This window comes from Parasphingorhabdus sp. (genome assembly GCF_048269915.1).
In the GTDB taxonomy this organism is placed as follows: domain Bacteria; phylum Pseudomonadota; class Alphaproteobacteria; order Sphingomonadales; family Sphingomonadaceae; genus Parasphingorhabdus.
In genome coordinates this window covers 675,209-700,218 of the sequence record NZ_JBLWTY010000002.1, presented here as the reverse complement: position 1 = coordinate 700,218, position 25,010 = coordinate 675,209, and the positions used below count along the sequence as shown (strand labels likewise).

At 55.7% G+C, this 25,010-nt stretch carries 24 protein-coding genes; 11 read left to right on the top strand and 13 right to left on the bottom strand.

Annotated elements, in window-relative coordinates; translation table 11 throughout:
- Positions 1-8: 8 nt before the first annotated feature.
- The 3 genes from ACN0WX_RS08340 to pgi form a co-directional block, all read right to left on the bottom strand.
- On the bottom strand, positions 9-1,535 hold the full coding sequence (locus ACN0WX_RS08340) for an acyl-CoA carboxylase subunit beta (RefSeq protein ID WP_417621825.1): 1,527 nt from the start codon (positions 1,533-1,535) through the stop codon (positions 9-11).
- 128 nt (positions 1,536-1,663) lie between these two features.
- Positions 1,664-3,013: a glutathione-disulfide reductase gene (gene gorA, locus ACN0WX_RS08335; protein ID WP_417621824.1), complete on the bottom strand. Its 1,350-nt coding sequence runs from the start codon at positions 3,011-3,013 to the stop codon at positions 1,664-1,666.
- A gap of 15 nt (positions 3,014-3,028) precedes the next feature.
- A complete protein-coding gene (gene pgi, locus ACN0WX_RS08330) occupies positions 3,029-4,528 on the bottom strand; it encodes a glucose-6-phosphate isomerase (protein WP_417621823.1) in 1,500 nt (499 codons plus the stop codon).
- Between the two features lie 150 nt (positions 4,529-4,678).
- Between pgi and lepB the strand changes: the two genes are divergently transcribed.
- From lepB to era, 3 genes are read left to right on the top strand one after another with little or no spacing between them, the layout of a single operon-like run.
- On the top strand, positions 4,679-5,482 hold the full coding sequence (gene lepB, locus ACN0WX_RS08325; RefSeq protein ID WP_417621822.1) for a signal peptidase I: 804 nt from the start codon (positions 4,679-4,681) through the stop codon (positions 5,480-5,482).
- On the top strand, positions 5,479-6,147 hold the full coding sequence (gene rnc, locus ACN0WX_RS08320; RefSeq protein ID WP_417621821.1) for a ribonuclease III: 669 nt from the start codon (positions 5,479-5,481) through the stop codon (positions 6,145-6,147). The genes lepB and rnc overlap by 4 nt, the downstream gene beginning before the upstream one ends.
- Entirely contained in the window at positions 6,144-7,037 is an 894-nt protein-coding gene (era, locus tag ACN0WX_RS08315; protein WP_417621820.1) for a GTPase Era, read from the top strand. Before rnc ends, era begins: the two co-directional genes overlap by 4 nt.
- A gap of 16 nt (positions 7,038-7,053) precedes the next feature.
- On the opposite strand, the gene arsB is transcribed toward era, so the two are convergent.
- From arsB to ACN0WX_RS08295, 4 genes are read right to left on the bottom strand one after another with little or no spacing between them, the layout of a single operon-like run.
- A complete protein-coding gene (gene arsB, locus ACN0WX_RS08310) occupies positions 7,054-8,079 on the bottom strand; it encodes an ACR3 family arsenite efflux transporter (RefSeq protein ID WP_417621819.1) in 1,026 nt (341 codons plus the stop codon).
- Positions 8,079-8,591, bottom strand: a complete 513-nt coding sequence (locus ACN0WX_RS08305) for an arsenate reductase ArsC (RefSeq protein WP_417621818.1) — start codon at positions 8,589-8,591, stop codon at positions 8,079-8,081. The genes arsB and ACN0WX_RS08305 overlap by 1 nt, the downstream gene beginning before the upstream one ends.
- A gap of 4 nt (positions 8,592-8,595) precedes the next feature.
- Positions 8,596-9,078, bottom strand: coding sequence for an ArsI/CadI family heavy metal resistance metalloenzyme (locus ACN0WX_RS08300; protein ID WP_417621817.1), 483 nt, complete (start codon positions 9,076-9,078; stop codon positions 8,596-8,598).
- Positions 9,075-9,404, bottom strand: a complete 330-nt coding sequence (locus ACN0WX_RS08295; protein ID WP_417621816.1) for an ArsR/SmtB family transcription factor — start codon at positions 9,402-9,404, stop codon at positions 9,075-9,077. The genes ACN0WX_RS08300 and ACN0WX_RS08295 overlap by 4 nt, the downstream gene beginning before the upstream one ends.
- Positions 9,405-9,611: 207 nt before the next feature.
- On the opposite strand from ACN0WX_RS08295, the gene ACN0WX_RS08290 reads away from it, so the two are divergent.
- A complete protein-coding gene (locus tag ACN0WX_RS08290) occupies positions 9,612-9,851 on the top strand; it encodes a YdcH family protein (protein ID WP_417621815.1) in 240 nt (79 codons plus the stop codon).
- 26 nt (positions 9,852-9,877) lie between these two features.
- Here ACN0WX_RS08290 and topA read toward each other — a convergent pair whose 3' ends face one another.
- From topA to plsY, 3 genes are all read right to left on the bottom strand, one after another.
- Positions 9,878-12,493, bottom strand: coding sequence for a type I DNA topoisomerase (gene topA / locus ACN0WX_RS08285; RefSeq protein WP_417621814.1), 2,616 nt, complete (start codon positions 12,491-12,493; stop codon positions 9,878-9,880).
- 121 nt (positions 12,494-12,614) lie between these two features.
- Entirely contained in the window at positions 12,615-13,736 is a 1,122-nt protein-coding gene (dprA, locus tag ACN0WX_RS08280) for a DNA-processing protein DprA (protein ID WP_417621813.1), read from the bottom strand.
- A 1-nt stretch (position 13,737) separates the two neighbouring features.
- Positions 13,738-14,331 (bottom strand): glycerol-3-phosphate 1-O-acyltransferase PlsY, encoded by a 594-nt coding sequence (plsY, locus tag ACN0WX_RS08275; protein ID WP_417621881.1) that lies wholly within the window; start codon positions 14,329-14,331, stop codon positions 13,738-13,740.
- A 153-nt stretch (positions 14,332-14,484) separates the two neighbouring features.
- Between plsY and murI the strand changes: the two genes are divergently transcribed.
- Both murI and hemA read left to right on the top strand, forming a co-directional pair.
- Positions 14,485-15,297 (top strand): glutamate racemase, encoded by an 813-nt coding sequence (gene murI, locus ACN0WX_RS08270; protein ID WP_417621812.1) that lies wholly within the window; start codon positions 14,485-14,487, stop codon positions 15,295-15,297.
- Positions 15,298-15,414: 117 nt separating this feature from the next.
- A complete protein-coding gene (gene hemA / locus ACN0WX_RS08265) occupies positions 15,415-16,635 on the top strand; it encodes a 5-aminolevulinate synthase (RefSeq protein WP_417621811.1) in 1,221 nt (406 codons plus the stop codon).
- Here hemA and ACN0WX_RS08260 read toward each other — a convergent pair.
- Positions 16,632-17,615, bottom strand: a complete 984-nt coding sequence (locus tag ACN0WX_RS08260) for a threonine ammonia-lyase (RefSeq protein ID WP_417621810.1) — start codon at positions 17,613-17,615, stop codon at positions 16,632-16,634. The genes hemA and ACN0WX_RS08260 overlap by 4 nt on opposite strands.
- Positions 17,616-17,668: 53 nt before the next feature.
- Here ACN0WX_RS08260 and ACN0WX_RS08255 point away from each other — a divergent pair, with 53 nt between their 5' ends.
- From ACN0WX_RS08255 to ACN0WX_RS08235, 5 genes are all read left to right on the top strand, one after another.
- Complete coding sequence (locus ACN0WX_RS08255) at positions 17,669-18,886, top strand: saccharopine dehydrogenase family protein (RefSeq protein WP_417621809.1); 1,218 nt, start codon at positions 17,669-17,671, stop codon at positions 18,884-18,886.
- A gap of 1 nt (position 18,887) precedes the next feature.
- Entirely contained in the window at positions 18,888-20,057 is a 1,170-nt protein-coding gene (locus ACN0WX_RS08250; protein WP_417621808.1) for a carboxynorspermidine decarboxylase, read from the top strand.
- A gap of 146 nt (positions 20,058-20,203) precedes the next feature.
- The gene (locus tag ACN0WX_RS08245) at positions 20,204-21,403 is read left to right on the top strand and encodes a type III PLP-dependent enzyme (RefSeq protein ID WP_417621807.1); all 1,200 of its coding nucleotides are present in this window, start codon (positions 20,204-20,206) and stop codon (positions 21,401-21,403) included.
- A 76-nt stretch (positions 21,404-21,479) separates the two neighbouring features.
- Positions 21,480-21,908, top strand: coding sequence for an MAPEG family protein (locus ACN0WX_RS08240; protein ID WP_417621806.1), 429 nt, complete (start codon positions 21,480-21,482; stop codon positions 21,906-21,908).
- A 27-nt stretch (positions 21,909-21,935) separates the two neighbouring features.
- Entirely contained in the window at positions 21,936-22,367 is a 432-nt protein-coding gene (locus ACN0WX_RS08235; protein WP_417621805.1) for an MAPEG family protein, read from the top strand.
- 45 nt (positions 22,368-22,412) lie between these two features.
- On the opposite strand, the gene ACN0WX_RS08230 is transcribed toward ACN0WX_RS08235, so the two are convergent.
- The gene (locus ACN0WX_RS08230; RefSeq protein WP_417621804.1) at positions 22,413-23,621 is read right to left on the bottom strand and encodes a class I SAM-dependent RNA methyltransferase; all 1,209 of its coding nucleotides are present in this window, start codon (positions 23,619-23,621) and stop codon (positions 22,413-22,415) included.
- The gene (locus tag ACN0WX_RS08225) at positions 23,618-25,000 is read right to left on the bottom strand and encodes an NAD(P)H-hydrate dehydratase (RefSeq protein ID WP_417621803.1); all 1,383 of its coding nucleotides are present in this window, start codon (positions 24,998-25,000) and stop codon (positions 23,618-23,620) included. Before ACN0WX_RS08225 ends, ACN0WX_RS08230 begins: the two co-directional genes overlap by 4 nt.
- Positions 25,001-25,010 lie beyond the last annotated feature (10 nt).

The following is a 25,010-nucleotide window of genomic DNA, read 5'->3' as shown; positions in this document are numbered from 1 at the left end:
GCTATCTTCTACAACGGAATATTATCATGTTTCTTCCACGGATTTTCCAGCTGCTTGTTCCGCAGTTTCCGTAACCCCAGAGCAACCCGGCGGCGGGTTGAGTGCGGCATGATCACCTCGTCGATAAAGCCCTTTTGCGCCGCGATAAACGGGTTGGCGAAACGGGCTTCATATTCTTGCGTTTTCTCGGCAATTTCCTCTTCGGTCTTGCCGCGGAAGATGATCTCGACCGCGCCCTTGGCGCCCATCACGGCAATTTCGGCGGTCGGCCATGCATAGTTGAGATCGCCGCGCAGATGCTTGGATGCCATCACGTCATAGGCACCGCCATAGGCCTTGCGCGTGATGATCGTGATTTTCGGCACCGTCGCCTCGGCATAGGCAAAGAGCAGCTTGGCGCCGTGCTTGATGATGCCGTTATGCTCCTGGCTGGTGCCGGGCAGAAAGCCGGGAACGTCTACCAGAGTGACAATCGGAATATTGAAGGCATCGCAATAGCGGACAAAGCGCGCTGCCTTCTTCGATGCATTAATGTCGAGACAACCGGCGAGGATCATCGGCTGGTTGGCCACGACTCCGACGGTCGCACCTTCCATCCGGCCAAAGCCGCAGATAATATTGCCCGCATGGGCCGGCTGGACTTCAAAGAAATCGCCTTCGTCGACCATCTTGCGGATGACTTCGTGCATGTCATAAGGCTGGTTGGCATTGTCGGGGATCAGCGTATCCAGGCTTTCCTCGAGCCGGTCCCAAGGATCGGCAGTCGGCCGTTCCGGCACTTCTTCGCGGTTGGAAAGCGGCATGAAGTCGATAAAATCACGCGCCGCCAGCAAGGCTTCGATATCATTTTCATAAGCGACATCGGCAACGCTGGTCTTGGTCGTGTGCGTGACCGCTCCGCCCAGTTCTTCCTGCGTTACAATCTCGTTGGTCACGGTCTTGACCACATCGGGACCGGTGACGAACATATAGCTGCTGTCCTTCACCATGAAGATGAAGTCGGTCATTGCCGGTGAATAGACCGCGCCGCCTGCGCAGGGGCCCATGATCAGGCTGAGCTGCGGGATGACACCGCTGGCCAGCACGTTCTTCTGGAACACGTCGGCATAGCCGCCGAGCGAGGCCACGCCTTCCTGGATCCGCGCGCCGCCGCTGTCGTTGATGCCGATGACCGGAGCGCCGACCTTCATCGCATTGTCGAGAACCTTGCAGATTTTTTCGGCATGGCGTTCGGAAAGCGAACCGCCGAAGACAGTAAAATCCTGCGAGAAGACAAACACAAGACGGCCGTTGATCGTGCCGGAGCCGGTGACAACGCCGTCGCCGGGAATATGCTGTTCATCCATCCCGAAATCGACGCAATTATGCTCGACATACATGTCGATTTCTTCGAACGAATCCTCGTCGAGCAATATATCAATGCGTTCGCGTGCGGTAAGCTTGCCCTTGGCATGCTGGCTATCGATCCGCTTTTGCCCGCCGCCGAGCATGGCTTCGGCGCGCTTGGCTTCCAATTGTGCGATAATGTCTGACATTCAACCCCCGGCTGTGAATCACTAGATGCGATATGCCCTAGTCAAAGAGCAGCCGGTTAGGCAATCGTCAATAGTAATTAAGCGTGCGGTTAAAGCTGAGCTTGGGTCGCCGAGGCCGTAGCGTCACCCTATTTGAACAGTACCAGTTCCTCAGCCATGCTCGGGTGCAACGCAACAGTATCGTCAAAGGCCTGCTTGGTAAGACCTGCTTTCACCGCAATCGCGGCTGCCTGCAAAATTTCCGGCGCTTCAGGGCCTATCATATGAAGCCCGAGGATTTTCTCGGTGGGATGCTCGACGATCATCTTGTATAAGCTGCGTTCGGGCCGGTCCGCGAAGACATTGCGCATCGCCCGGAAATCGGAGGAATAGACCTTGATATTGCCATATTGGTTCCGCGCCTCGCTTTCGGTCAGGCCGACAGAGGCGATTGGGGGCTGGGAAAAAACCGCCGACGGGATATTGTCATAATCAATCGTGCGCGGGTTATCGCCAAAGACATTGTCGGCAAAGGCCTGCCCCTCGCGGATCGCTATCGGGGTCAATTGCACGCGATCGGTCACGTCGCCGACAGCATAGATATTTTCGACATTGGTCTGGTTATATTCGTTGACCTTGATGGCGCTCCGGTCGTCAATTTCAACGCCTGCACTTTCGAGGCCAAGACCATCGATCTTGGGTCGCCGACCCGTCGCCGCTAGAACAACGTCGGCGCGGACCGGTGCGCTCTTTCCATCCATATAAACGTCCAGAGCGCCATCTTCACGTTTTTCGATCTTGTCGAATGTGCAGTTGAATTTATAGTTGATACCCTTGGCGAGCGAAATCTGGATAAGACGATCGCGGACGCTTTCGTCATAGCCGCGCAAAATGATGTCCGAGCGGTTCACGACGGTAACGTCACTACCCAACCCATTAAATATTCCGGCAAATTCATTGGCAATATAGCCGCCACCTGAAATGATCACTGTCTCCGGCAATGTTTCAAGGTGGAACATATCATTCGATGTTGACATCAGATCGCTACCGGGAAATTCCGCCGTCGCAGGCCAAGCACCGACGGCAATCAGGATATATTTGGCGGTCACAGTCTTGCCACCAGACAGCTTGATTTCGTGTGGACCGATCAGCTCGGCATGCTCGAGAATGATCTCAACGCCGTGATTTTTCAGCGTGTCGGTATAGGCATTGTTGAGCCGGTCGACGTCCTTGAGGACATGATCGCGCAGGGTTGGCCAGTCAAATTTGGCATTTTCCCAAGTCCAGCCGAAATTCTTGCCGTCTTCCAACTCTTCGGAAAAATGTGAGCCATAGACCAGCAGTTTCTTGGGTACGCAGCCGCGGATGACGCATGTTCCGCCGACCCGATATTCCTCGGCCACAGCGACTTTTGCCCCATAAGAGGCGGATACGCGTGCAGCCCGTGTTCCGCCGGAACCTGCTCCGATAACGAACAGGTCATAATCATATTCTGCCATGTCTATTTCCTTATATCAGGCTCCGAAGGCCCGCTTTTTCAGTAATTCGGTCGAAACGTCCAATCGGCTACCATCGTCGGCGGCCAGTTTGTTTGCCATCTGCTTGCCCAGCTCCACGCCAAATTGATCGAACGGATTGATATTCAACAATACCGCGTTCACAAATGTCCGGTGCTCGTAAAAAGCGAGCAGCGCGCCAAGTGATCGGGCATCCAGATCGTCCAATAATATCGTCATCGACGGTCTGTCACCCGGATAGTTTCGATCACTGTCATCGGATTTTTTGCCAGCCATCAATGCTGCGCTCTGGGCAAAGCAGTTTAGCAGCAGACCATTATGATGGGCCGGGTGCAGCGAATCACCCGGTTCTACTACCGCGAGAAACTCGACCGGTACGAGATGGGTGCCCTGATGGAGAAGCTGGAACACCGCGTGCTGGGCATCGGTCCCGACACCGCCCCAGACAATCGGGCTGGAAGGCATGGACAACAGCGTACCGTCCAGTGTCACCGATTTGCCATTGCTCTCCATCTCCAGTTGCTGGAGATAGTCGGGCAACAAACCGAGGCGCTCGTCATAGGCGAACACCGCCCGGGTTTCGCATTTGCGGACTTGCGCGTAATATTGATCGGCAAAGGCCGCCAGCACCGGGATGTTCTGATCCCATGGTGCCGCTTGAAAATGCTGATCCATCGCTTGCGCGCCAGCCAGCAGATCATCGAAAACCTCATATCCCAGCGCGAGGGCGACGGCAAATCCAATGGAGGACCACAGCGAATAGCGCCCCCCGACGGTTTCAGAAAATGGCAATATCCGCGTTTCATCCACGCCCCATTGCACCGCCTGTTCCGGATTGGCGGTCAGGGCAACGACCCGGCCCTGCGGATCGGTGACCCCCTCCTCCTGCATCCAGTCAAGCACCGACTGGGCGTTGAGCAAGGTCTCCGCCGTGGTGAAGGTCTTGGAAGCCACAACGAGCAAGGTCTTGTCTGCATCAAAGCGCTCGAGCACGGGTTCAAGGGCGGCACCATCGATATTGGACACGACCGCCAGTTCATATTTTTCATCACCGACCCTGAGTGCCTGATGTAGCAATTTCGGCCCGAGCGCGGAGCCGCCAATGCCGAGGTGAATGATCTGCGTAAAGTCACCCAGCGCGCCGGCCTCAATGACCTCGATCAGGCTTTTCATCCGCTGATGCAGGGCTCGCGCATTCTCTACGCTCGCCGCGTCGCCGGTACCGCGTTCAGCACAATGTTCCGCCGCCCGCCCTTCACTGATGTTCACCGGCTCCCCGGCTAGCAACGCTTCCCTCTTTTTCGCCAGACCGACCTCATCCGCGAGTTCGCTAAAAGCCCGAATCGCAGCATCATCCAGATGGGTTTTCGATAAATCAAAGTAGATGTCTGCATGTTCCAGCCCGAACCGGTCCATGCGATTTTTGTCTGAGTCAAAAATCTCGACCAGTGGCTTTTGCGGAAGGGTTTTGATCGTCTGCCAAAGGTTTGAAGTCATTTTATCGTCCGATCCGTTGATTTCAATTAGCGCGTCCGTTGACCAGGTTCAGCCCTATCGGGCGGGCGGGCCTGTCTCAAGTTGAAAATCGTCCGGAAAAGAGAGCGGAAGAAATCTTGACGCCAATCGCAATGTCGGCGAAGGGGCGCCATGGCGCGTCATAAAGCACAACGATCTGAAACGCGGGATTTTGTCGCGTTTCTCATAAAACTTGCCCTTTTCATATTGATATTGCGCAGTTTCATTATCTCGCCATTCAATATTCCCTCAGAGTCGATGCAGCCGCGTCTCGTCGTCGGCGACTATCTGCTGGTGGCAAAATGGCCTTATGGCTATTCCAAATATAGCCTGCCGTTCAGTGTCCCGTTGATTCCGGGACGACTCTTGCCCCATTCGCCGAAACCAGGTGATGTTGTGGTGTTCAAGGCTCCGCCCAATGCACGCGACGATTATATCAAGCGGGTAATAGCGTTATCCGGTGATATCGTACAGGTAACCAACGGCGTGATATCTATCAATGGAACCGCAGTGAAGCGGAAAAGGCTCCCGGATTTTGAACATCCGGTGACACCCAACAGCCCCTGTTACCGTACCGAATTTGAAACGACGCGAGAAGCCGGGAAACTCATTTGCCGATATCCGCAGTTTCAGGAAACTCTGCCCAATGGCGTAACTTATCGGGTGCTTGATATTTATGAGAATTCCGAAGGAGACGATACCAAGGCTTTTTTGGTACCAGAGGATCATATGTTCTTGATGGGCGACAATCGCGATCGCAGCGCAGACAGCCGCTTCCCTGCAGAAGAAGGTAAGGCCATTGGCATGGTGCCCGAAGAAAACCTCGTCGGCCGAGCTCTGGTTTCAGTATTTTCGACCGATGGCTCGGTAGAATGGATCAAGCCATGGACCTGGTTTACAGCCGCTCGCTGGGAGCGCATTGGAGAAGGCTTTTGAGTACCGCCGACTTTCTTGACTGGATTGCCGAAATCACCGCCGAGCGCCCTTCGGATTCAAGCCTCTACATCAGAGCCGCAACCCATGGTAGCCACGGGGACAAGGACTATCAGCGCCTGGAGTTTCTCGGCGACCGGGTTCTGGGTCTGGTAATTGCGGATCATCTTTATCATCATTTTCCAAAGGAACCCGAAGGACAATTATCCCAGCGCCTGAATGCCCTGGTGTCCGGTCCGGTTTGCGGCGCGATCGCAAGGCAAATCGGTGTTGGCGATCATATCTTGCTGGGGAAGCAGGCGCGCGATGACGGCGCGCGGCAAAGCATAAAGGTTCTGGGCGACGTGATGGAGTCCCTGATCGGGGCGGTCTATATCGATCATGGCATGGACGCCGCACGAAACTTCATACTCCGGCACTGGGCGAACCGCGTTTCCGCAACCGTTGCCGATATCAGGCATCCCAAATCTGCTTTGCAGGAATGGGCCGCAGCCAATAACCGCAAAGTTCCGGAATATGAGTTGATCGACAAAAGCGGTCCGCATCACGATTTGAAATTCACCGTCCGGCTGAGCGTCCGGAATATTGGCGAGGTCGAGGCTACGGCTTCCGCCATTCAGGCAGCCGAAACCGAAGCAGCAAAGAAATTTCTGGAAAAATTCACATGACTCAAAAATGCGGCGTAGTCGCTCTGATTGGCGCACCCAATGCAGGCAAATCAACCCTGATCAACGCATTGGTGGGACAGAAGGTGGCGATCACCAGTTCCAAACCGCAAACAACGCGAACCCGGCTGTTGGGCATTGCGATTGAAGACGATACGCAGCTTTTGCTGGTCGATACACCCGGTATATTCGATCCCCACCGGCGGCTCGACCGGGCAATGGTTTCCGCTGCCTGGGAAGGCGCTGAGGATGCTGATATCATCGTCCTGCTTGTCGACGCGCGCGCGGGTCTGGGTCCCAAGGTTACCTCGATCGTCGAGCGGATCAAACACCGGTCCGAAAAGACCATTCTGGTTATGAACAAGGTGGACATCGCTGCCAAAGACAAGATGCTCGGCCATGTCGTCAAACTGCATGAACTGGCGGATTTCGACGAGACGTTTTTCGTCAGCGCGAAAACCGGCGACGGACTGGAAGACCTGAAATCCTATCTGGTGAAGGAAATGCCGGAAGGTCCATGGCATTTTCCCGCCGATCAGGTATCGGATGCCAGCGAGCGAATCCTCGCTGCGGAAATTACCCGCGAGCAAGTTTTCCGGCAACTTCACGCGGAACTGCCTTATGCGACCGCGATTGCGATGGAAAAATATCAGGAACGGCCAGATGGTTCGCTCGAAATCCACCAACAGATACTGGTCGAGAAGCCAAGCCAGAAAGCAATCATTCTGGGCAAGGGTGGCCACCAGATCAAGGATATCGGTGCCAAAGCCCGCGCCGAACTGTCCTCAATATTGGGCAAGCCCGTGCATCTTTATCTTCACGTCAAGGTCAGCGCCAACTGGGACGAAGACAAAAGCCTGTATCAGGACATGGGGCTCGACTGGGTCAAATAACTGCGACGCAACCGGACTATTCGGCAAAGCGCCCCTTCGTCCTGTTCGCTATGGCCACCAGCGAGAGCATGACTGGCACTTCGACCAATACCCCGACCACCGTTGCCAATGCGGCACCGCTCGACAGGCCGAACAGGCCTATAGCAACCGCGACCGCCAGCTCAAAGAAATTGGACGTACCGATCAAGGCGCAGGGCGCAGCAATCTTGTGCGGCACTTTCCAGGCCCATGCCGCGGCATAGCCGATCACGAATATACCGTAGGATTGCAGGATGATCGGAATGGCGATCAATACAATCAGTACGGGCTGTGAGATGATCGTCTGCGCCTGAAAGGCAAACAGCAGGACGACGGTAGCCAAGAGACCGACTATCGATGTCGGCTTGAGGCGTGCGGTAAATTGATCAATCGCTGCCATGTCTCCGCCATGGCGGGACAGCACCATGTTCCGGGTGATGGCACCGGCAACAAGCGGGATCACAACATAGAGCAAGACCGACAAGAGCAATGTCTGCCAGGGAATGGCAATATCGGTCACGCCCAGCAAAAACGCGACAATGGGGGCAAATGCCACGATCATGATCAGGTCATTTACCGACACCTGCACCAACGTATAGGCCGCATCGCCCTTGGTCATTTGCGACCAGACAAACACCATCGCGGTGCACGGGGCAGCTCCGAGCAGGATCAGACCCGCGATATATTGCTGCGCATCATCGCCAGTCATGATGCCGCTATAGAGATAATCGAAAAACAGAACCGCGAGAGCCGCCATGGTGAAAGGCTTGACCAGCCAGTTTACGATGATGGTGATGATCAACCCTTTGGGTTTACTGCCGATATCCCGCAAACTGCCGAAATCGACCGCGACCATCATTGGATAGATCATCGCCCATATCAGCAGTGCGACAACGAGATTTACCGAAGCAAATTCCAGACTGGCGATCAGGCCAAACAAGCCCGGCGCAATATTGCCAAGCAACAGTCCAGCCAAAATGGCAAGGCCAACCCATAGCGACAACCAGCGTTCAAACAGGCCCATTATAATTTCCGTTCCTTGGCGGTTTCTTCTGTCCCAATGGCTTTAAGGCGCGTTTTCAGACTGAGTTGATCGATCGCATCGAACGGAAGGTTGAGAAACAAGGCAATGCGGTTGCGCATATAGCGCAGTGCCATCAGAAATGCCTCCCGCTGTCCCTCGCCTTCGATCGCCGCCGGGTCTTCTATGCCCCAATGCGCGGTCATCGGATGGCCCGGCCAGACCGGACAGGTCTCTCCCGCCGCATTGTCGCAGACGGTGAAGATAAAATCCATTTGCGGAGCATCGGGCGCGGCAAATTCATCCCAGCTTTTCGATCGCAATTCCTTGATATCAAAACCCAGGCCGTTCAGCACATCAAGCGCCATAGGGTGGACTTCTCCTTTGGGAAAGCTGCCCGCGCTATAGGCGCGGAAGCGCCCTTCGCCATCCCGGTTCAGCAAAGCCTCGCCCAATATCGATCGCGCGGAATTTCCGGTACAGAGAAACAGCACGTTATAAATCTTGTCGTTCATCGGATTATCCACAGCAAGAGGATTTGGCTGCAGTTGCCGGTGCAATTTGCGGCGTGCAGCAACTCCCCTGTTCCGCATTTTCAGAGGCGAGTTGCGCCAAATCTACCCGATTGCCATAATCGGTCACTTCACCATTGGTCAGAAATGCCTCCCAGGCAACGCCGTCCGGATCCGCTGTCCAGTTTTTCTCGGACTGGGCGTAACAACAGGTTGTTTCACCTTCATCAAAAACGGCACCGCCGGCTTCCTTGATCCGCCCGTAAACTTCGGCGAGTTCGTCGGCAGTTTCAGCCTGGATGCCGATATGTTCGATACCGCGCTCGGCGCCTTCATGGCTCGATATGGCGAAATTGACCAGCGGATCGTCCAGCATCCATTTCGCGTAATCCGCTTTCAATACGGTCGGTTCGGATCCGAACAATTTGGAATAAAAACCCACCGACTGGTCGATGCTTTCGACGGACAAATGGATATGCATTCTTTTCATTTGCAGGCTCCTTGCGAGACGAGAAGATCCACCGCACAGGCGTCACCGGCGCAGCAGTTTTCGAGTAGATAAGCGACGAGACTGTTCATCGCCGCGTAATCCGCGCGATAAATGAGCGTTCGCGACTGCCGTTCCTGGCTGATCAGCCCGGAACGGGTCAAATGGGCAAGATGGAAAGACAGGGAGCTGGACGGGACGCCGAGTGCTTCGGCTATCATGCCAGCAGCAAGACCTTCTTTCCCTGCCCGAACGAGCATCCGAAAAATAGCCAGCCTGTGTTCCTGGGCGAGCGACCCCAAAGCAGCTACGGCTTGATCCGATTGCATCTGCGACTCCATTAATTCGATATATCTCGAAATATGGAAAGGTGATTTTCGAGTCAATTTATATTTCGGGATTTATCGAAATATAAATTATGGCCCGATCCCGAAGGCTGCCCCCGATGCGGGGGGCATTAGGTAGATTTGCGGATAGGAGAGATTGCTGGCGGCGGATAACCCGCGTGCAACATTCAACGAGATGAAAGACCCAGAATGAGCCACGTATTGCACGACCTTCATGCCGAATTCCCCGATGATGTCGAGAAACTGCATCAGCTGAAAATCTCCAACCAGCATTTCCGTACCGTTGCCGACCGCTATCATGATATAAACAAGGAAATTCATCGCATTGAAAGCGAAGTCGAGCCGGCATCAGACGAGCGGACAGAAACATTGAAAAAACAACGCTTGCTCCTTTTGGATGAAGTCGCCGCGATGATCGCCGACGCCTGAACGGCGTGATATATTCCGTTTCGATCCTATTCCGCTTTGGTTGACGTCGCAGCTTTTTTTGCCGGAGCCTTTTTTGCAGTTGTTTTCTTTGCCGGCGCCTTCTTTGTGGCGGGCTTCTTTGTGGCGGGCTTCTTTTTTGCAGCAGGCTTCTTTTTGGGAGCGGCCTTTTTCTTGCGTTTCTTGGCAGGCCCTTTTGCCGCTCGCGCATCGATAAGCTGCGCTGCCTCTTCCAGCGTCAATTCATCCTTGTCGACCGTCTTCGGCAAGGATGCATTGGTCGTGCCATCGGTGACATAGGGACCATAGCGGCCATCCATCAGCTTAATCTCTTCTTCCGTCCGCGGATGCTTACCCATGATCTTGAGCGGTTCCATCTTGCCACGGCCGCGACCACCGCCATTCTTGGCGGCGTCGGCCAATTTGGCAACGGCGGCATTCATGCCGATCTCGAAGACCTCAAGCGTGTTTTCCAGCCGGGCCGATTTGCCATTATGGCTCAGATAGGGACCATAGCGGCCAATTTGCGCGGTTACCGGCTCGCCGGATTCCGGATGAATTCCGACTTCGCGGGGTAACGATAGAAGTTTGACAGCCCATTCAAGTCCAAAATCTTCTGCTGGGATATCCTTGGGGATCGAGGCTCGTTTTGCGTCCTTGCCCTCCCCTTTTTCGACATAAGGTCCGAAACGACCGACTTTCTTGGTAATTTTCTCATCACTGTCGGGGTCAACACCCAGTTCCTGCGGACCTTCATCTTCGGCCGCATTGCCACCGCCCTGCGCGAAGCGACGGGTGAACTTGCATTCCGGATAGTTGGAGCAAGCGACAAAGGCACCAAAACGACCGCCACGCAATGCCAGCCTGCCTTCGCCGCAACGCGGACACAGCCGCGGATCGCTGCCATCTTCCTTTTCGGGAAAGAGATAGGGCTCTAGAAAAATGTCCAGTTCGGCGGTGACCTCGGATGGCATTTTTTCCATCACTTCTACGGTCTTTGGTTTGAAATCATGCCAGAAGGCTTCGAGAATCGCCTGCCACTGCGCACGGCCGCCGCTGACTTCATCGAGTTCATCTTCGAGACCCGCGGTATAGTCATAAGCGACATAACGATCGAAGAACCGTTCGAGAAAGCCGGTCAACAGCCGTCCGCTTTCCTCGGCAAAGAACCGGTTCTTCTCGATCCGGACATAGGCGCGATCTTTCAGCGTCTTGATGATCGACGCATAGGTGGACGGGCGCCCAATGCCCAGTTCTTCCATTTTCTTGACCAGGCTGGCTTCGCTATAGCGCGGTGGCGGCTGAGTGAAATGCTGGGACGCATCGACGGACTTCTTCGCCGGACTGTCGCCCTTGGCCATCGCTGGCAGCAAACCGCTATCCTCGTCGTTCTCGTCATCCCTGCCTTCTTCATATAGCGCCAGAAAGCCGGGAAATTTAACCACTTGCCCGTTCGCCCTCAGACCGGTTTGGCCGCTGCCATCGAGCATTTCGACCGTCGTTCGTTCGAGCCGCGCCGACGCCATCTGGCTGGCCATCGCCCGCTTCAGAATAAGGTCGTAGAGCTTCGCATGATCGCCGGTCCCGACGGTCCGGGTCGTGAAACTGGTCGGCCGGATCGCTTCATGCGCTTCCTGCGCATTTTTTGCTTTGGATTTGTAAACGCGCGGCTTGTCCGGAACATAGCTTGCATCATATCGGTCCGAGATTGCCTTGCGCGCCGCTGAAATGGCACTACCGTCCATCTGGACCCCGTCGGTTCGCATATAGGTGATCGCGCCATCTTCATAGAGCTGCTGTGCGATGCGCATCGTATGGCTGGCGGAATAGCCCAGTTTACGCGCGGCTTCCTGTTGCAGGGTCGACGTGGTGAAGGGCGGCGGCGGATTGCGGGTTAGCGGCTTGGTCTCGATGGATTCAATCGTGAACAGGCCGTTTTCGACCGCTGTCTTGGCGATCATCGCCTGACCTTCGTTCGCCAGATCCATTTTACCAAGCTTCTTGCCTTCATGGATCGTCATCCGGGCGTCGAAGGCCTGGCCATCCTGCTCCATCTGGGCGGTGATCGACCAATATTCCTGTGGAACAAACGCCTCGATTTCACGCTCCCGCTCGACGATCAGCTTAAGCGAAACGGATTGAACCCGGCCTGCTGATTTCGCTCCCGGAAGCTTGCGCCACAAAACCGGCGATAAGGTGAAACCAACCAGATAATCGAGTGCCCGACGGGCACGATAAGCATCAATCAGATCGTCATCCAAAGCTCTCGGATGAGCCATGGCTTCGGTAATAGCAGCCTTGGTGATCGCATTAAACGTCACCCGGTCGACCTTTTCGGGAAGCGCTTTTTTCTTTCGCAGGACTTCCTGAACGTGCCAGCTGATCGCCTCCCCTTCGCGGTCAGGGTCAGTCGCGAGAATCAGGCGTGTGGCTTTTTTCGATTCGTCGGTGATCGCTTTTAGCTGTTTGGTCTTGTCAGTGTAATTCTGCCAGGTCATGGCAAAGCCATCGTCCGGATCGACCGAACCATCCTTTGGCGGAAGATCGCGGATGTGGCCGTAGGACGCCAATACCTTGAAATCCGATCCCAGATATTTTTCAATGGTTTTGGCTTTGGCGGGTGATTCGACGATGACTAGCTGCATATGTTCCGATTTTCATTGTTCTCACGTATACGCGCGAGGCTGTGACAGGGATTGGGTGTAGGTCAAGGCCCTGATTGAAGTTTTTGTCAATGGCGATAAAAATTAGTTTGCCGTTTAACACTCAGTTCGACAGGCTCACGCGGGCTCCGGCATGGCGGGTCAGTCGTCCGCCAAGTTCCAGTTCGAGCAGGGCCAGATGCACCGAAGCCGGTTTCAGTCCGGATTGCCGAACGAGTTCGTCGACGGCGACCGGAGTTACGCTCAGCAAGGCCAACAGCCCCACGCGTTCTGAACTGTCGAGATCGGGCGCACCGGAGTCATCAACATAATGGGAACCAACATTTTCGGACGTCATGTGGCCGCGACGGGCACCTTCTGCGCGTTCGTCGAAGGGAAGGATCAATTCCAGCACATCATCAACCGATTGCACTAGAGTTGCGCCGTCACGGATCAGCATATTGCAACCTCGGGACCTTGGATCGAACGGTGAACCGGGGATCGCCATGACCTGTCTTCCGGCGTCTGCAGCCAGTCGTGCGGTGATCAGCGAACCGGATCGCGGTGCGGCTTCGACCACCACCGTGCCTCTCGCAAGTCCGGCGATGATCCGGTTGCGATAGGGAAAATGCCTGGCGTGGGGTTCGGTTCCCGGCGGCTGCTCGGCCAGCAACAGACCACGCGACGCTATTGCCCGCTGGAGATCCTCGTTATCGGCCGGATAGAAAACATCTACCCCGCCCGCAATTACTCCGATTGTCGCCTTGCTCAACGAACCCTGATGGGCTGCGGTATCAATACCTTTCGCTAGTCCTGAGACAATAGAAACACCCTGTGCAGTCAGATCATTGGCCAGATCACGAGCGAAGCGGCACGCCGCCGCCGATGCGTTGCGTGCGCCCACCATCGCGACCATCGGGCGATCGAGCAGCTCGAGCCGGCCCTGCCAGATCAAGACGGGCGGTGGATCGCGGAGTTCCGCCAATAAGGCGGGATAGGCGGCGTCACCGAGAAAGAGCAACCGCGCGCGCAGTCGACGAAGCGCCTCCATCTCAATGTCGATGTCTTTGCTATCGGCAATACGCGGCAATCGTCCGCCGCCCCGGGTCGCCAATTCCGGTATCGCCTCCAGCGCACACGCAGCAGAACCAAATCTTCGGATTAATTGCAGATAGGTAACAGGACCGACATTGGCGGACCGGATAAGCCGAAGCTGATCAAATGCCTCCCGGCTGGTACCGTCCACTTCAAACTCGTTTCGATGCCCCGACCTTCGGTTCTTCGCCTGCAAGCAATCGTTCGATATTCGAACGATGTTTCCACAAAACCAGCAGCGCGAGACCGATGAACATTGGCATCATGGCATATTCTCCCAGAGCAAAGGCCGCAATCGGTACCGATATGGCGGCAAGCATCCCTCCTACTGACGAATAGCGCCACAACACAATAGAACCAATCCAGGTGACCGCAAATATCAACCCCGCCATCGGGATCAGGGCGGTAACCACGCCCAGCAAAGTCGCGACCCCCTTACCGCCATTGAACTTTAGCCAGACGGGATAGAGATGACCGAGAAAAGCGCCGAGCCCGGCAAGCACGCCCAACCCCGATGACATTTGCAAAGCAAGATAGACCGCCGCGGCTCCCTTTCCGATGTCGAGTAACAGGGTCAGAGCGGCGATTCCCTTGTTCCCGGTGCGCAAGACGTTGGTCGCGCCAATATTACCGGAGCCGATTTTGCGCAAATCTCCGCCACCAGTCAGGCGGGTCAACAAAAGGCCAAAAGGGATCGAGCCCAGCAAATAGCCGAACACTAAAGCCAATATTGGTTCTACCCACATAGACTGCACTGAAAATACCCCTTGTTAATTTCGCGCTATATTCCCCTTTGATGATGAGCAAGCATTCCGTCTCAAAAAACGGCCAAGATCAAACGCCTGTCAGACGAACCGAAGCAGTTGCCGTCGTCATACAATTCTGGCTATGGGCAAAATATGACCGAAGCGCAGAATGGCGAATGCCCTCCCTTGTTATTTTTCGACACCGGCGTCGGCGGGCTGTCTGTATTGAGCGAAGCGATAAAATTGCTCCCCCGAGCGCCCATCGTCTATGCCGCAGACTATGCGGGATTGCCTTATGGCATGAAATCCGAAGCAGAGCTGTCGGCACGCATCCCGGCGCTGCTTGGTCGCCTCGTCGAGCGCTACAAGCCGTTATTGGCCACTATAGCCTGCAACACGGCATCAACAATCGCGCTCGATCATGTTCGTTCGGCACTGAACATCCCTGTCGTGGGTACAGTACCGGCGATCAAGCCAGCGAGCGAGACAACCAGAACCGGAGTGATCGGCCTGCTCGGAACACGGGCCACCATAAGGCAACCCTATGTTGACCGGCTGGCGGCTGATTTTGCGGCCGACAAGATATTGCTTCGCCATGCCGCTCCCCAGCTCGTCTACGCAGCAGAAGCCAAGCTGCGCGGGGAGAAGTCAGATCCACAGGTCATTGAAGAAGCTATGTCGGGCTTGCTGGACCAGGCCGGAGGCGAACAAATGGACACGGTCATACTCGCCTGCACCCATTTCCCGCTATTACGGGACGAATTGGCGCAGGCGGCCCGGAAGCCCATCCAGTTGATCGACGGCGCACAGGGTATCGCCCGCAGGATATCCAGTTTGACGAAGGACATGTCATGGCCAAGCGAAAGCCGGGACGGTATATTTGTTACCACCGGTGATTTAGCAGAGATTGCGCCCTATCGACCTGCCTTCAGAAAATATGGCATAAACCGGTTTGAAACCCTCTAAGTCTATGGCGAACAACTCTTATTGCGAGTGGTTTGCGCTGGAATTTCCAGAAAAAGGCGGCTAAGGGCCATTCCAGAGCGACCGCAAGAACAGATTTGACGCAGGATTTGGTAGATAGTGGACTACGACAAAATTTTTTCGCAAGCGATTGATCGGCTTCATGCCGAAGGACGCTATCGGGTTTTTATCGATATTTTGCGTAACAAGGGGGCGTTTCCGAACGCCCGCTGTTTCGCCCATCACAACGGGCCGCAGCCAGTCACCGTCTGGTGCTCGAACGACTATCTGGCCATGGGCCAGCATCCTGATGTAATTGCTGCGATGGAAGAGGCTCTGCACGATGTCGGTGCCGGCTCTGGCGGAACCCGCAATATTGGTGGCAATACCCATTATCATATTCAGCTCGAGCGGGAGCTGGCCGACTGGCATGGCAAGTCTGGCGCTCTGCTGTTCACATCTGGCTATGTTTCGAACGAAGCAACACTTTCTACGCTGACGAAGATTCTGCCAGGATGTGTTATTTTCTCCGACGAATTGAACCATGCTTCAATGATCGCGGGCATCAAGAATAGCGGCTGTGAAAAGCGCGTGTTTAGGCACAATGATCTCGAACATCTTGAAGAGCTGCTCGCCGCTGCGGATCCTGAAGCGCCCAAATTGATTGCCTTTGAAAGCATCTATTCGATGGATGGCGACATTGCGCCACTCCACCCGATTTGCGATCTGGCGGACAAATATAACGCCCTCACCTATTGCGATGAAGTTCATGCCGTAGGTATGTATGGCGAACGCGGTGGCGGTATTTCCGAACGCGACAGTGCTGCGGAAAGAATAACTATCATCGAAGGAACGCTGGCCAAGGCAGTCGGAGTGATGGGTGGCTATATTACGGCTGACCAGAAGATCGTCGACGTGATCCGCTCCTACGCACCCGGCTTCATCTTTACGACCAGCCTGTCGCCCGTGCTTGTTGCCGGTGCGCTGGCCAGCATTCGTCATCTGAAACAGTCGAGCGAAGAGCGCGATGGCCAGCAGGTTGCGGCTCAGACGCTCAAAAACCTGTTTGCGAAAGCGGGGCTGCCGGTGATGGACTCCTCGACGCATATCGTTCCGCTTTTGGTCGGCGATCCAGTCAAAGCCAAAAAGATCAGCGACGTCCTGCTCGCCGAATATGGTGTCTATGTGCAGCCGATCAACTATCCCACCGTACCGCGCGGCACGGAACGCCTGCGGTTTACGCCGGGACCAGCACATAGCGAAGCAATGATGGTCGATCTGACCAAGGCGCTGGTGGAAATCTGGAGCCGGATGGACCTGGAACTGGCGATCGCGGCCTAATTGCCCGCGATAATTTTCGCAAACAGCTGATGGTCGACATTGCCGCCGGATAGCGTGATCGCAGTCCGCTCGGTTGCCGGTACTTTACCAGCCAAAATCGCTGCCAAAGCCACAGCGCCGCCCGGTTCGACCACCAGTTGCAATTTCTCGAAAGCCACGCGCATGGCATGATGAACCTCGGCGGGCGAGACGGCGACGCCAATGGCGTTGCGATCCTTCAGAATATTAAACGTAATCGGCGACACCAATAATGTTTGCAGCGCGTCGCATTCGGTAGCCGGCGGATTTTGTTCCACCGGCACGATTTTTCCACCCTCCAGCGAGCGTTTCATGTCATCCCATCCCTCGGGCTCGACTATGATGATACGAGCCTCCGGGTTGGCGAGCGCAGACCCGCTGGCCAGACCACCCCCGCCACAACAGGCGATAATCTGATCAGGCTCCGAACCCGTCCAGGCCAGCATTTGCTCCCGTATCTCCAGACCGCAACTGCCCTGGCCCTCGACAATCCAGGGGTCATCAAAACTGGGAACCACGACGGCTCCGGTGTCTTGCGCGATTTCAGCGGCCAACTGCTCGCGATTCCCGTTCATCCGGTCATAGGTGATGACTTTTGCGCCCAAAGCCCCGGTATTCCGGCGCTTCGCCTGCGGTGCATCTTCCGGCATGATGATCGTCGCAGGCACATCAAGTTCGCGGGCCGCCCAGGCTACGCCTTGCGCGTGATTGCCGCTGGAAAAGGCAACAACACCGTGTCTTCGCTGGTCATCGGTCAAGTCGGTCAGGCGGTGCCAGCCTCCGCGAATTTTGAACGCACCGATGGGTTGCAGGCATTCCGCCTTGCACCAGATCGTCGTGCCGTCGATTTCCAGAGGCAACAAGGGAGTGGCGGGGAGAATCGACGCGATTTTCGCCGCTGCTCGCTCGACACCCTCCAGGGTCGGTTGCCGGTCCGCGCTCAAGAGGTATTGCTCTGTCATGGTCTCTCCCTATATGCGGGACTCTCGTTTCTCCAGCATTTAGAGTGAAAATCATGGGCAAAATTTTGGTAATCGGCGCAGGCGGCGTCAGTTCGGTAGCGGTACACAAGATGGCGCAAGGCATTGCTGCGGGTGACGGTCCGTTTTCATCCGTTATTCTCGCAAGCCGGACGGTTTCAAAATGCGAGGCAATTGCGGATTCGGTCAAGCAGCGCACCGGTGTGGACATCCAAACAGCGCAAATTGACGCCGATGATGTTCCGGCGCTGACCGCGCTGATCGAGCATGAGAAGCCCGATCTGGTGGTCAATCTTGCTCTTCCCTATCAGGACCTTCCGATCATGGACGCCTGCCTGGCGACCGGGACCGACTATCTCGACACCGCCAATTACGAACCGCGCGACGAGGCGAAGTTCGAATATAAATGGCAGTGGGACTATCACGACCGGTTCAAGGATGCCGGTATCATGGCGCTGCTCGGCTCGGGCTTCGATCCGGGTGTCACCAGCGTGTTCACCTGCTGGCTCAAAAAGCATCATTTCGACCGGATCGACACGCTCGATATTCTCGATTGCAACGGCGGCGATCATGGCCAGCATTTTGCGACCAATTTCAATCCCGAGATCAATATCCGGGAAGTCACCGCCAATTCACGCCACTGGGAGAAAGGCCAATGGGTGGAAGGGCCTCCATTGACCCAAAAGCAGGAATTCGATTTCGAGGCCGTGGGTCCGAAGAATATGTATCTGATGTATCATGAGGAAATCGAATCGCTCAAAACCCATTTGCCGGAAATCCAGCGCATCCGCTTCTGGATGACCTTTGGCGATGCCTATCTGACCCATCTCGAAGTGCTGCAGAATGTCGGCATGACCCGGATCGATCCGGTGATGTACGAAGGCCGCGAGATCATTCCGCTGCAATTTCTGAAAGCGGTTCTGCCGGAACCAGCGAGCCTTGGCGAGACCACCAAGGGCAATACCAATATCGGTGTGATTGCGACCGGCATGAAGGACGGTGTGCAGAAGACGCTCTACGTCAAGAATATCTGCAGCCATGAAGCGGCGTTCGAGGAAACCGGCAATCAGGGTGTCAGCTATACCACCGGCGTTCCGGCGATGATCGGCGCGGCGATGATGTTGTCCGGCCAGTGGCAGGGCAAGGGTGTTTTCAACATGGAAGAATTTGATCCGGACCCGTTCATGGAGATGCTGAACCAGCATGGCCTGCCGTGGACATTGGAAGAATTGGAAGCACCTTTGGCCTTTTGAGATGGAGACCAAGGCTGGCGATCCCGGCGCTTTTGCGCATTTTGACCTGAAGCGGGTACCCTCGCCGGCCTTTGTTGTCGATGAGGCCGCCGTGCGCCGGAATTTGACGATTCTGGCGGATATCAGGGAGCGTTCCGGCGCCAGAGTTCTTCTGGCGTTGAAAGCCTTTTCCATGTGGTCGCTGGCACCCCTGATCGACGAATATCTGGATGGCTATTGCGCCTCGGGGCTGTGGGAAGCGCGCCTGGCGAAGGCGCATTTTCGCGGTCCGATCAGCACCTATTCTCCGGCCTATAAAGCGGATGATCTGGCCGAACTGATTCCGATTTCGGACCATATTACGTTCAACAATCCGGCACAGATTGATCGATGGAAATGTGAATCTAATCAGCTTTTTATACCAGATAGTTCGGAAATAGGATTAAGAATTAATCCGGAAATCCCGCTGGGCGAGACGGCGAAATATGATCCCAGCCAGCCCCATAGCCGGTTGGGCTTTCCGCTCAGCCAACTCGCGCCCGGACATTTCGAGCACCTGTCCGGTATCCACTTCCACAATCTTTGCGAACAGGGGTTCGATGCACTGCAACGGACATGGGAGAAGGTTGAGCCGGTTATCGCCCCCCATTTCGGTACGCTCAAATGGATCAACCTTGGCGGCGGGCACCATATCACCCGCGATGATTATGACCGTGATGCGCTGGTCGACTTTCTCAAGGACCTGAAGGCAAGATCGGGCTGCGAAATCTATCTCGAGCCGGGCGAGGCGGTGGCATTGGACACCGGCATATTGGTCGGCGAGATACTGGACGTCTTCGACAATGGCATGGCTGTGGGTATCACCGATATTTCGGCCACCTGCCATATGCCGGATGTGATCGAGGCCCCCTATCGCCCGGCCATGCTGGACGAAGGCAGCGAGGGAAGTCCGATCCGACTCGGTGGCCCCAGCTGTCTGGCGGGAGACATTATCGGCGACTATATTCTGCCCGAGCCGCCGCATATCGGTCAGCGCATCGCGTTTCTCGATCAGGCCCATTACTCGATGGTAAAAACCAATACGTTCAATGGCGTCCCCTTGCCCTCGATCTGGCTGTGGAATAGCGACAATGACAGCCTGAAATGCGTCAAAAGTTTCGATTGGACGACATTTCGTGACCGATTAAGCTAAAAAAATTACGCAAATTGCCGAATTCTGTGGAGGCGGGTCTTTACAGATTGGAAAACCAACCATATATCCGCGCATCGCTGCCCCATGGCCGCTTGCGAATCCGCAAGGCAGCTCAATCGATCTTAGCCGATAGGGGGTCCCTTGAGTTGCACAATTACCATGATGCTGAGGAGCTGACGAAGGCTCTAAGCCCAGATATTCCAGTTTTGTTGAATCGGCCGCATGCGGCCCGTCGCGCTGCGCGCTATTTTATCGAGCAGTTTCCTGGACAAGCCCTTTATGCCGTGAAGGCGAATCCATCTCCTGCCCTGCTGCAACTGCTGTGGGAAGAAGGTGTGACGCATTTCGATGTCGCTTCGATCGACGAAGTGCGTATCGTCCGCGCCGCCCTGCCGGATGCGACGCTTTGCTACATGAACCCGGTCAAGCAACTTGCTTCGATCCGCGAAGCCTATCACGTTCATGGTGTCCGGGTATTCTCGCTCGACAGTCTCGAAGAGCTGGAAAAAATCGAAACGGGAACCGACCATTCGGATGAGCTGACGCTCTGCGTGCGGATCCGCGTGGCCTCGGAATTTGCCGAGATCAGCCTCGCTTCGAAATTCGGCATCGAAGTCGACGAGTCGACGGAATTGCTGCAACGTGCCCGCCAGACCGCCGATACGCTGGGAATTTGTTTTCACGTCGGTAGCCAGGCGATGACGCCGCTCGCCTATGTACATGCTCTGGAACGGGTCCGGACTGCTATTGTTGCCGCATCGGTCACCGTGGACATCATCAATGTCGGTGGCGGATTCCCGTCCATTTATCCGGATCTCGATCCGGTTTCGCTCAACCATTATTTCACGGCTATTGACCGGACATTCGAGGATTTGCCGATCAGCTATTCCGCCGAACTCTGGTGCGAGCCGGGTCGCGCCCTGTCCGCCGAATATAGCTCGCTGGTGGTCAAGGTCGAACGCCGCCGCGGTACAGAACTATATATCAACGACGGAGCTTATGGCACGTTGTTCGATGCCGCGCATATTGGTTGGCGCTTCCCGGTCCGCCTCGTCGGCGCGGAGGAAGACAATGTGGCAGCCACCGGTTTCAGCTTCTATGGCCCGACCTGCGACGACATGGATTATATGGCCGGTCCGTTCAATCTGCCTGACAGCATCAAGGCCGGTGACTATATCGAGATCGGCATGATCGGTGCCTATGGCTCGGCCATGCGGACAAAGTTCAACGGCTATGGCAGCAGCGACGAATATGACGTGACGGACGAACCGATGGCCAGTCTCTATGTAGGCGAAAATCTGGATCGTTCCGACCGTGACAATGTGGTTTCTTTCCCCCGGGTTTGAGACGCAATTTAGGTTGCAATTGACAATCGTTTACAGTTGACGCAGTTTCTCCCTATTCTTTGGGAGGGCAAGACTCATGAGTACGGCAATTTTGGCGCCAGCATCCGTGCTGGTCATCTGGTCACTCATCATGCTGTTCTGGATGGCGGGCACCAGGCTGCCCGCCGCCAAGAAAATGGGCATTGATATCGGGGAGAGCGCCGGTGGACGCGGGCAGGATCTTGATCCGCAACTGCCCGCCAACGTCGCCTGGAAATCGCATAATTATACGCATTTGATGGAACAGCCGACACTATTCTATGCCACGGTTGTGATTCTCGCGCTCGCCGATGCAGGCCACGGCCTGAATCTGTATCTGGCATGGGCCTATACGATTATCCGTATTATCCACAGCATCTGGCAGGCGACGGTCAATCTGGTGAATATCCGTTTTCTGCTCTTTCTGGCGTCGACCATTTGCCTGCTGATTATGGCGATCAACGCGCTGTGGGTCACGCTTTTCTAGAATCATAACGACAACGGGGAGGATAATATGTTGGAGAATAGCCCATTGCTGCAGCCGATGGTTGCGCTCATCCTGTGGACCATGCTGATCTGGTTATGGATGTATGTCACACGCATACCAGCAATGAACAAGGCCAAGATTGATACCGCGAATCTGGTCGGCGGCAAGGGCGGTGATCTTGATGAGCTGCTGCCGCCGGAAGTCCAGTGGAAGGCCCATAATTACAACCATCTGCTGACCGAACCAACGCTGTTTTACGCGGTGTGTGTTGTGCTTATACTGGCGGGTCAGGGCCATGGCCTGAATCTGACAATTGCCTGGCTCTATGTCGGCTTGCGCGTGGTTCACAGCTTGATCCAGGTAACAGTAAACCGTGTATTATATCGCTTTGCTGCCTTTTCGCTGTCGAGCCTTTGCATCATTGCCCTGGCCATTCACGCGGCTATCGCCGTATTCTGATGATCGGGAGTATCCTGCGCGGATTACCTTCTGCGCAGGAGCGCTTTAGCGGGTGAAGCTGGATACAAGCTCGACATGGGTCGACCATAGGAATTGGCCAACCGGCCAGACCTGATCGAGCCTGTATCCGGCCTCGCAAAGCTGCTTGGCATCTCTGGCGAAACTCGCCGGATTACAGCTGATATAGCAGATTTTCTGGACGTCGGATTGCGCCAGCTGCAATATCTGGTCGCGCGCGCCGGCGCGGGGCGGATCGAGAATAACGGCATTGAAGCGGTTGAGTTCGTCAACGCTCAGCGGCCGCCGGAACAGATCCCGATGCTCGCAAAAAATTTGCCTCGTCGAGTGATTGGCAGCCAGTTTCAACGCGCCAATGGCATCGCGGGCACCTTCTGCAGCATAGACTTTCTGTTCCGCACCCAAGGACAGCGTGAATGTTCCCAGTCCGGCAAACAGATCGGCAACAAGGCGCGCATCACCGATCGCTTTGCGCATCGCTGCGATCAGGGCCTGCTGGCCTTCGCGGGTCGGCTGCAAAAAACTGCTGTGCGGGAAATTCACCACCGTGCCATTGAGCGTGACCGTCGCCGGCTCCGGCTCCCACTGGGTTTCCGGGCCATAACCGCCATCAACCGATAACCGCGCCAGCCCGTTCGCCTGAGCGAAGGCGGACAGGGCTTCCCGCTGTTCGAGCCCCTCGGGTTCATAATTGCTGATCAGCAGATCAACCCCCTGGTCAATCAGGGTCATCTCGATATTCATATCATGTTTGCGGCGGGCTGCTTTTTTCAGGAAATTCCGCAGCGGCGCGAGAAGATTAAAAAGCTCCGGTGCCATGATTTCGCATTGCTGGAGATCGACAATCCGGTGGCTGCCGGCGCCGCTAAAACCGAGCCGCAACTGATCGCCCAGTTTGGCCGCCCGCAAACTTGCGCGGATCCGGCTTTTCGGTTGTGATATCTGCGGCGGATGGATCTTTTCCGCAACCAGTCCCTGCCCTTCCAGCGCGTAGACAACGCGGTCGGAGAGGAACTGCGTATAGCTCTCGTTATCCAGATGTTGCAGGCTGCAGCCCCCGCAGGATTGAAAATGCCGGCATGGAGGCTCGACATGATGCGGTCCCTTGATCAGACCGCCTTCGCTATTCAGACGATCGAGCGGCGCCGAAAAGGCGATATGGCGGCCATCGGCAGTCACGCCGTCGCCTTTTGCGGCAACACGAATGATCAGATCGGGATCGGCAGTCGCGGTCATAAACATTCCTGAAGAGCAGCGGGGATATGGTCGATGAGAATTTCGGGCGTGAAAGCAGGACCAGCCAGTTGTGCGGCGCGGCTGTGCAGCCATTGACCCTCGCACGCGGCCTTATACCCACTCGCGCCAATTGCCAACCGACTTGCGATTACCCCGGCAAGTATATCACCGGTTCCGGCGGTCGACAGCCAGGGACAGGATTGCGCGGAAATGCAGGCTTGGCCATCCGGACGGACGATCACGCTATCGGAGCCTTTCAGCAAAATAGTGCACCCCGATTGGTTCGCGAGATTCCGGCTGTCCGCCAGCTTGTTTTGCAATCCACCGGACACCAAACCGGCAAATTCTCCCGCATGCGGGGTGGCGATGGTTTCAGCATTGCGGTTCTGCAAAAGGTCACCAAATTGCGTCCCTGCTATGACCAGCGCATCGGCATCCAGTAGTAACGGGACCTCCACGGCAAGCGCGGTGGTCAACAATTCCCGCGCATGATCGTCACGCCCCAGACCAGGACCGATGACCACAGCGGAGATACGATTGTCGGACAATTTTTGCTGCAGCGCACCGATATTATCGACCGTTTCGACCACGATGCTGGGATGCGGCGCTTCCAAACCGGCGGAGCCAAAGATTTTGACATAGCCAGCACCCGATTTCTGTGCCGCCATCGCGGTGAGCTGCGCCGCTCCGGGCATTGCACCGGCGACAACAGCAACCAGGCCGCGACTATATTTATGATCATGTGAACCGGGTGCGGAAAGCCGGGGTTCCGGAAGGATCCGAAGATCACTACCCGCTGCAACACCAATGTCTATCCCTACCAGATCGCCCATTAGCGAACGTGCAGGTTCCAGAAAATGGGACGGTTTATAGGCACCCAGACCGATAGTAATATCAAATTTTTTGACGCGATTGAGCAATATTCCGGTGTCGGACTCAATACCGCTGGGCAGATCAATCGCTACCCGCCGTTTTGCTGCATCGAACAAGCGGGAGAAATGCGCGAACCAGTCATCACCGACCGCACGAGCCAATCCGGTGCCGAAAAGACAATCGACAAATTGCGGTGCGGGGACTGCATCAGCCAATGATATGGTGTCACCAGCCCACCGAGATTTCGCCTGTTGCGCCGCCGGTGTCTTGGGTTCGAGCGGCGCGGCAACCCGAACATCGACACCTTTTTCACGCAGCCACTGCGCGATGACATAGCCGTCGCCGCCATTATTGCCCGGACCACAAAGCACCAAGGTTGGCAAGTCGGCGGAAACGCGCCAGATCATCTGTGCGGCGCCCTGCCCGGCTTGCCGCATCAATTGCTCGACCGAAATCCCCTTCGCGATCAGCGCCTGCTCTGCCAACTGCATTTCTGCGGCGGTCAATATATTGCCA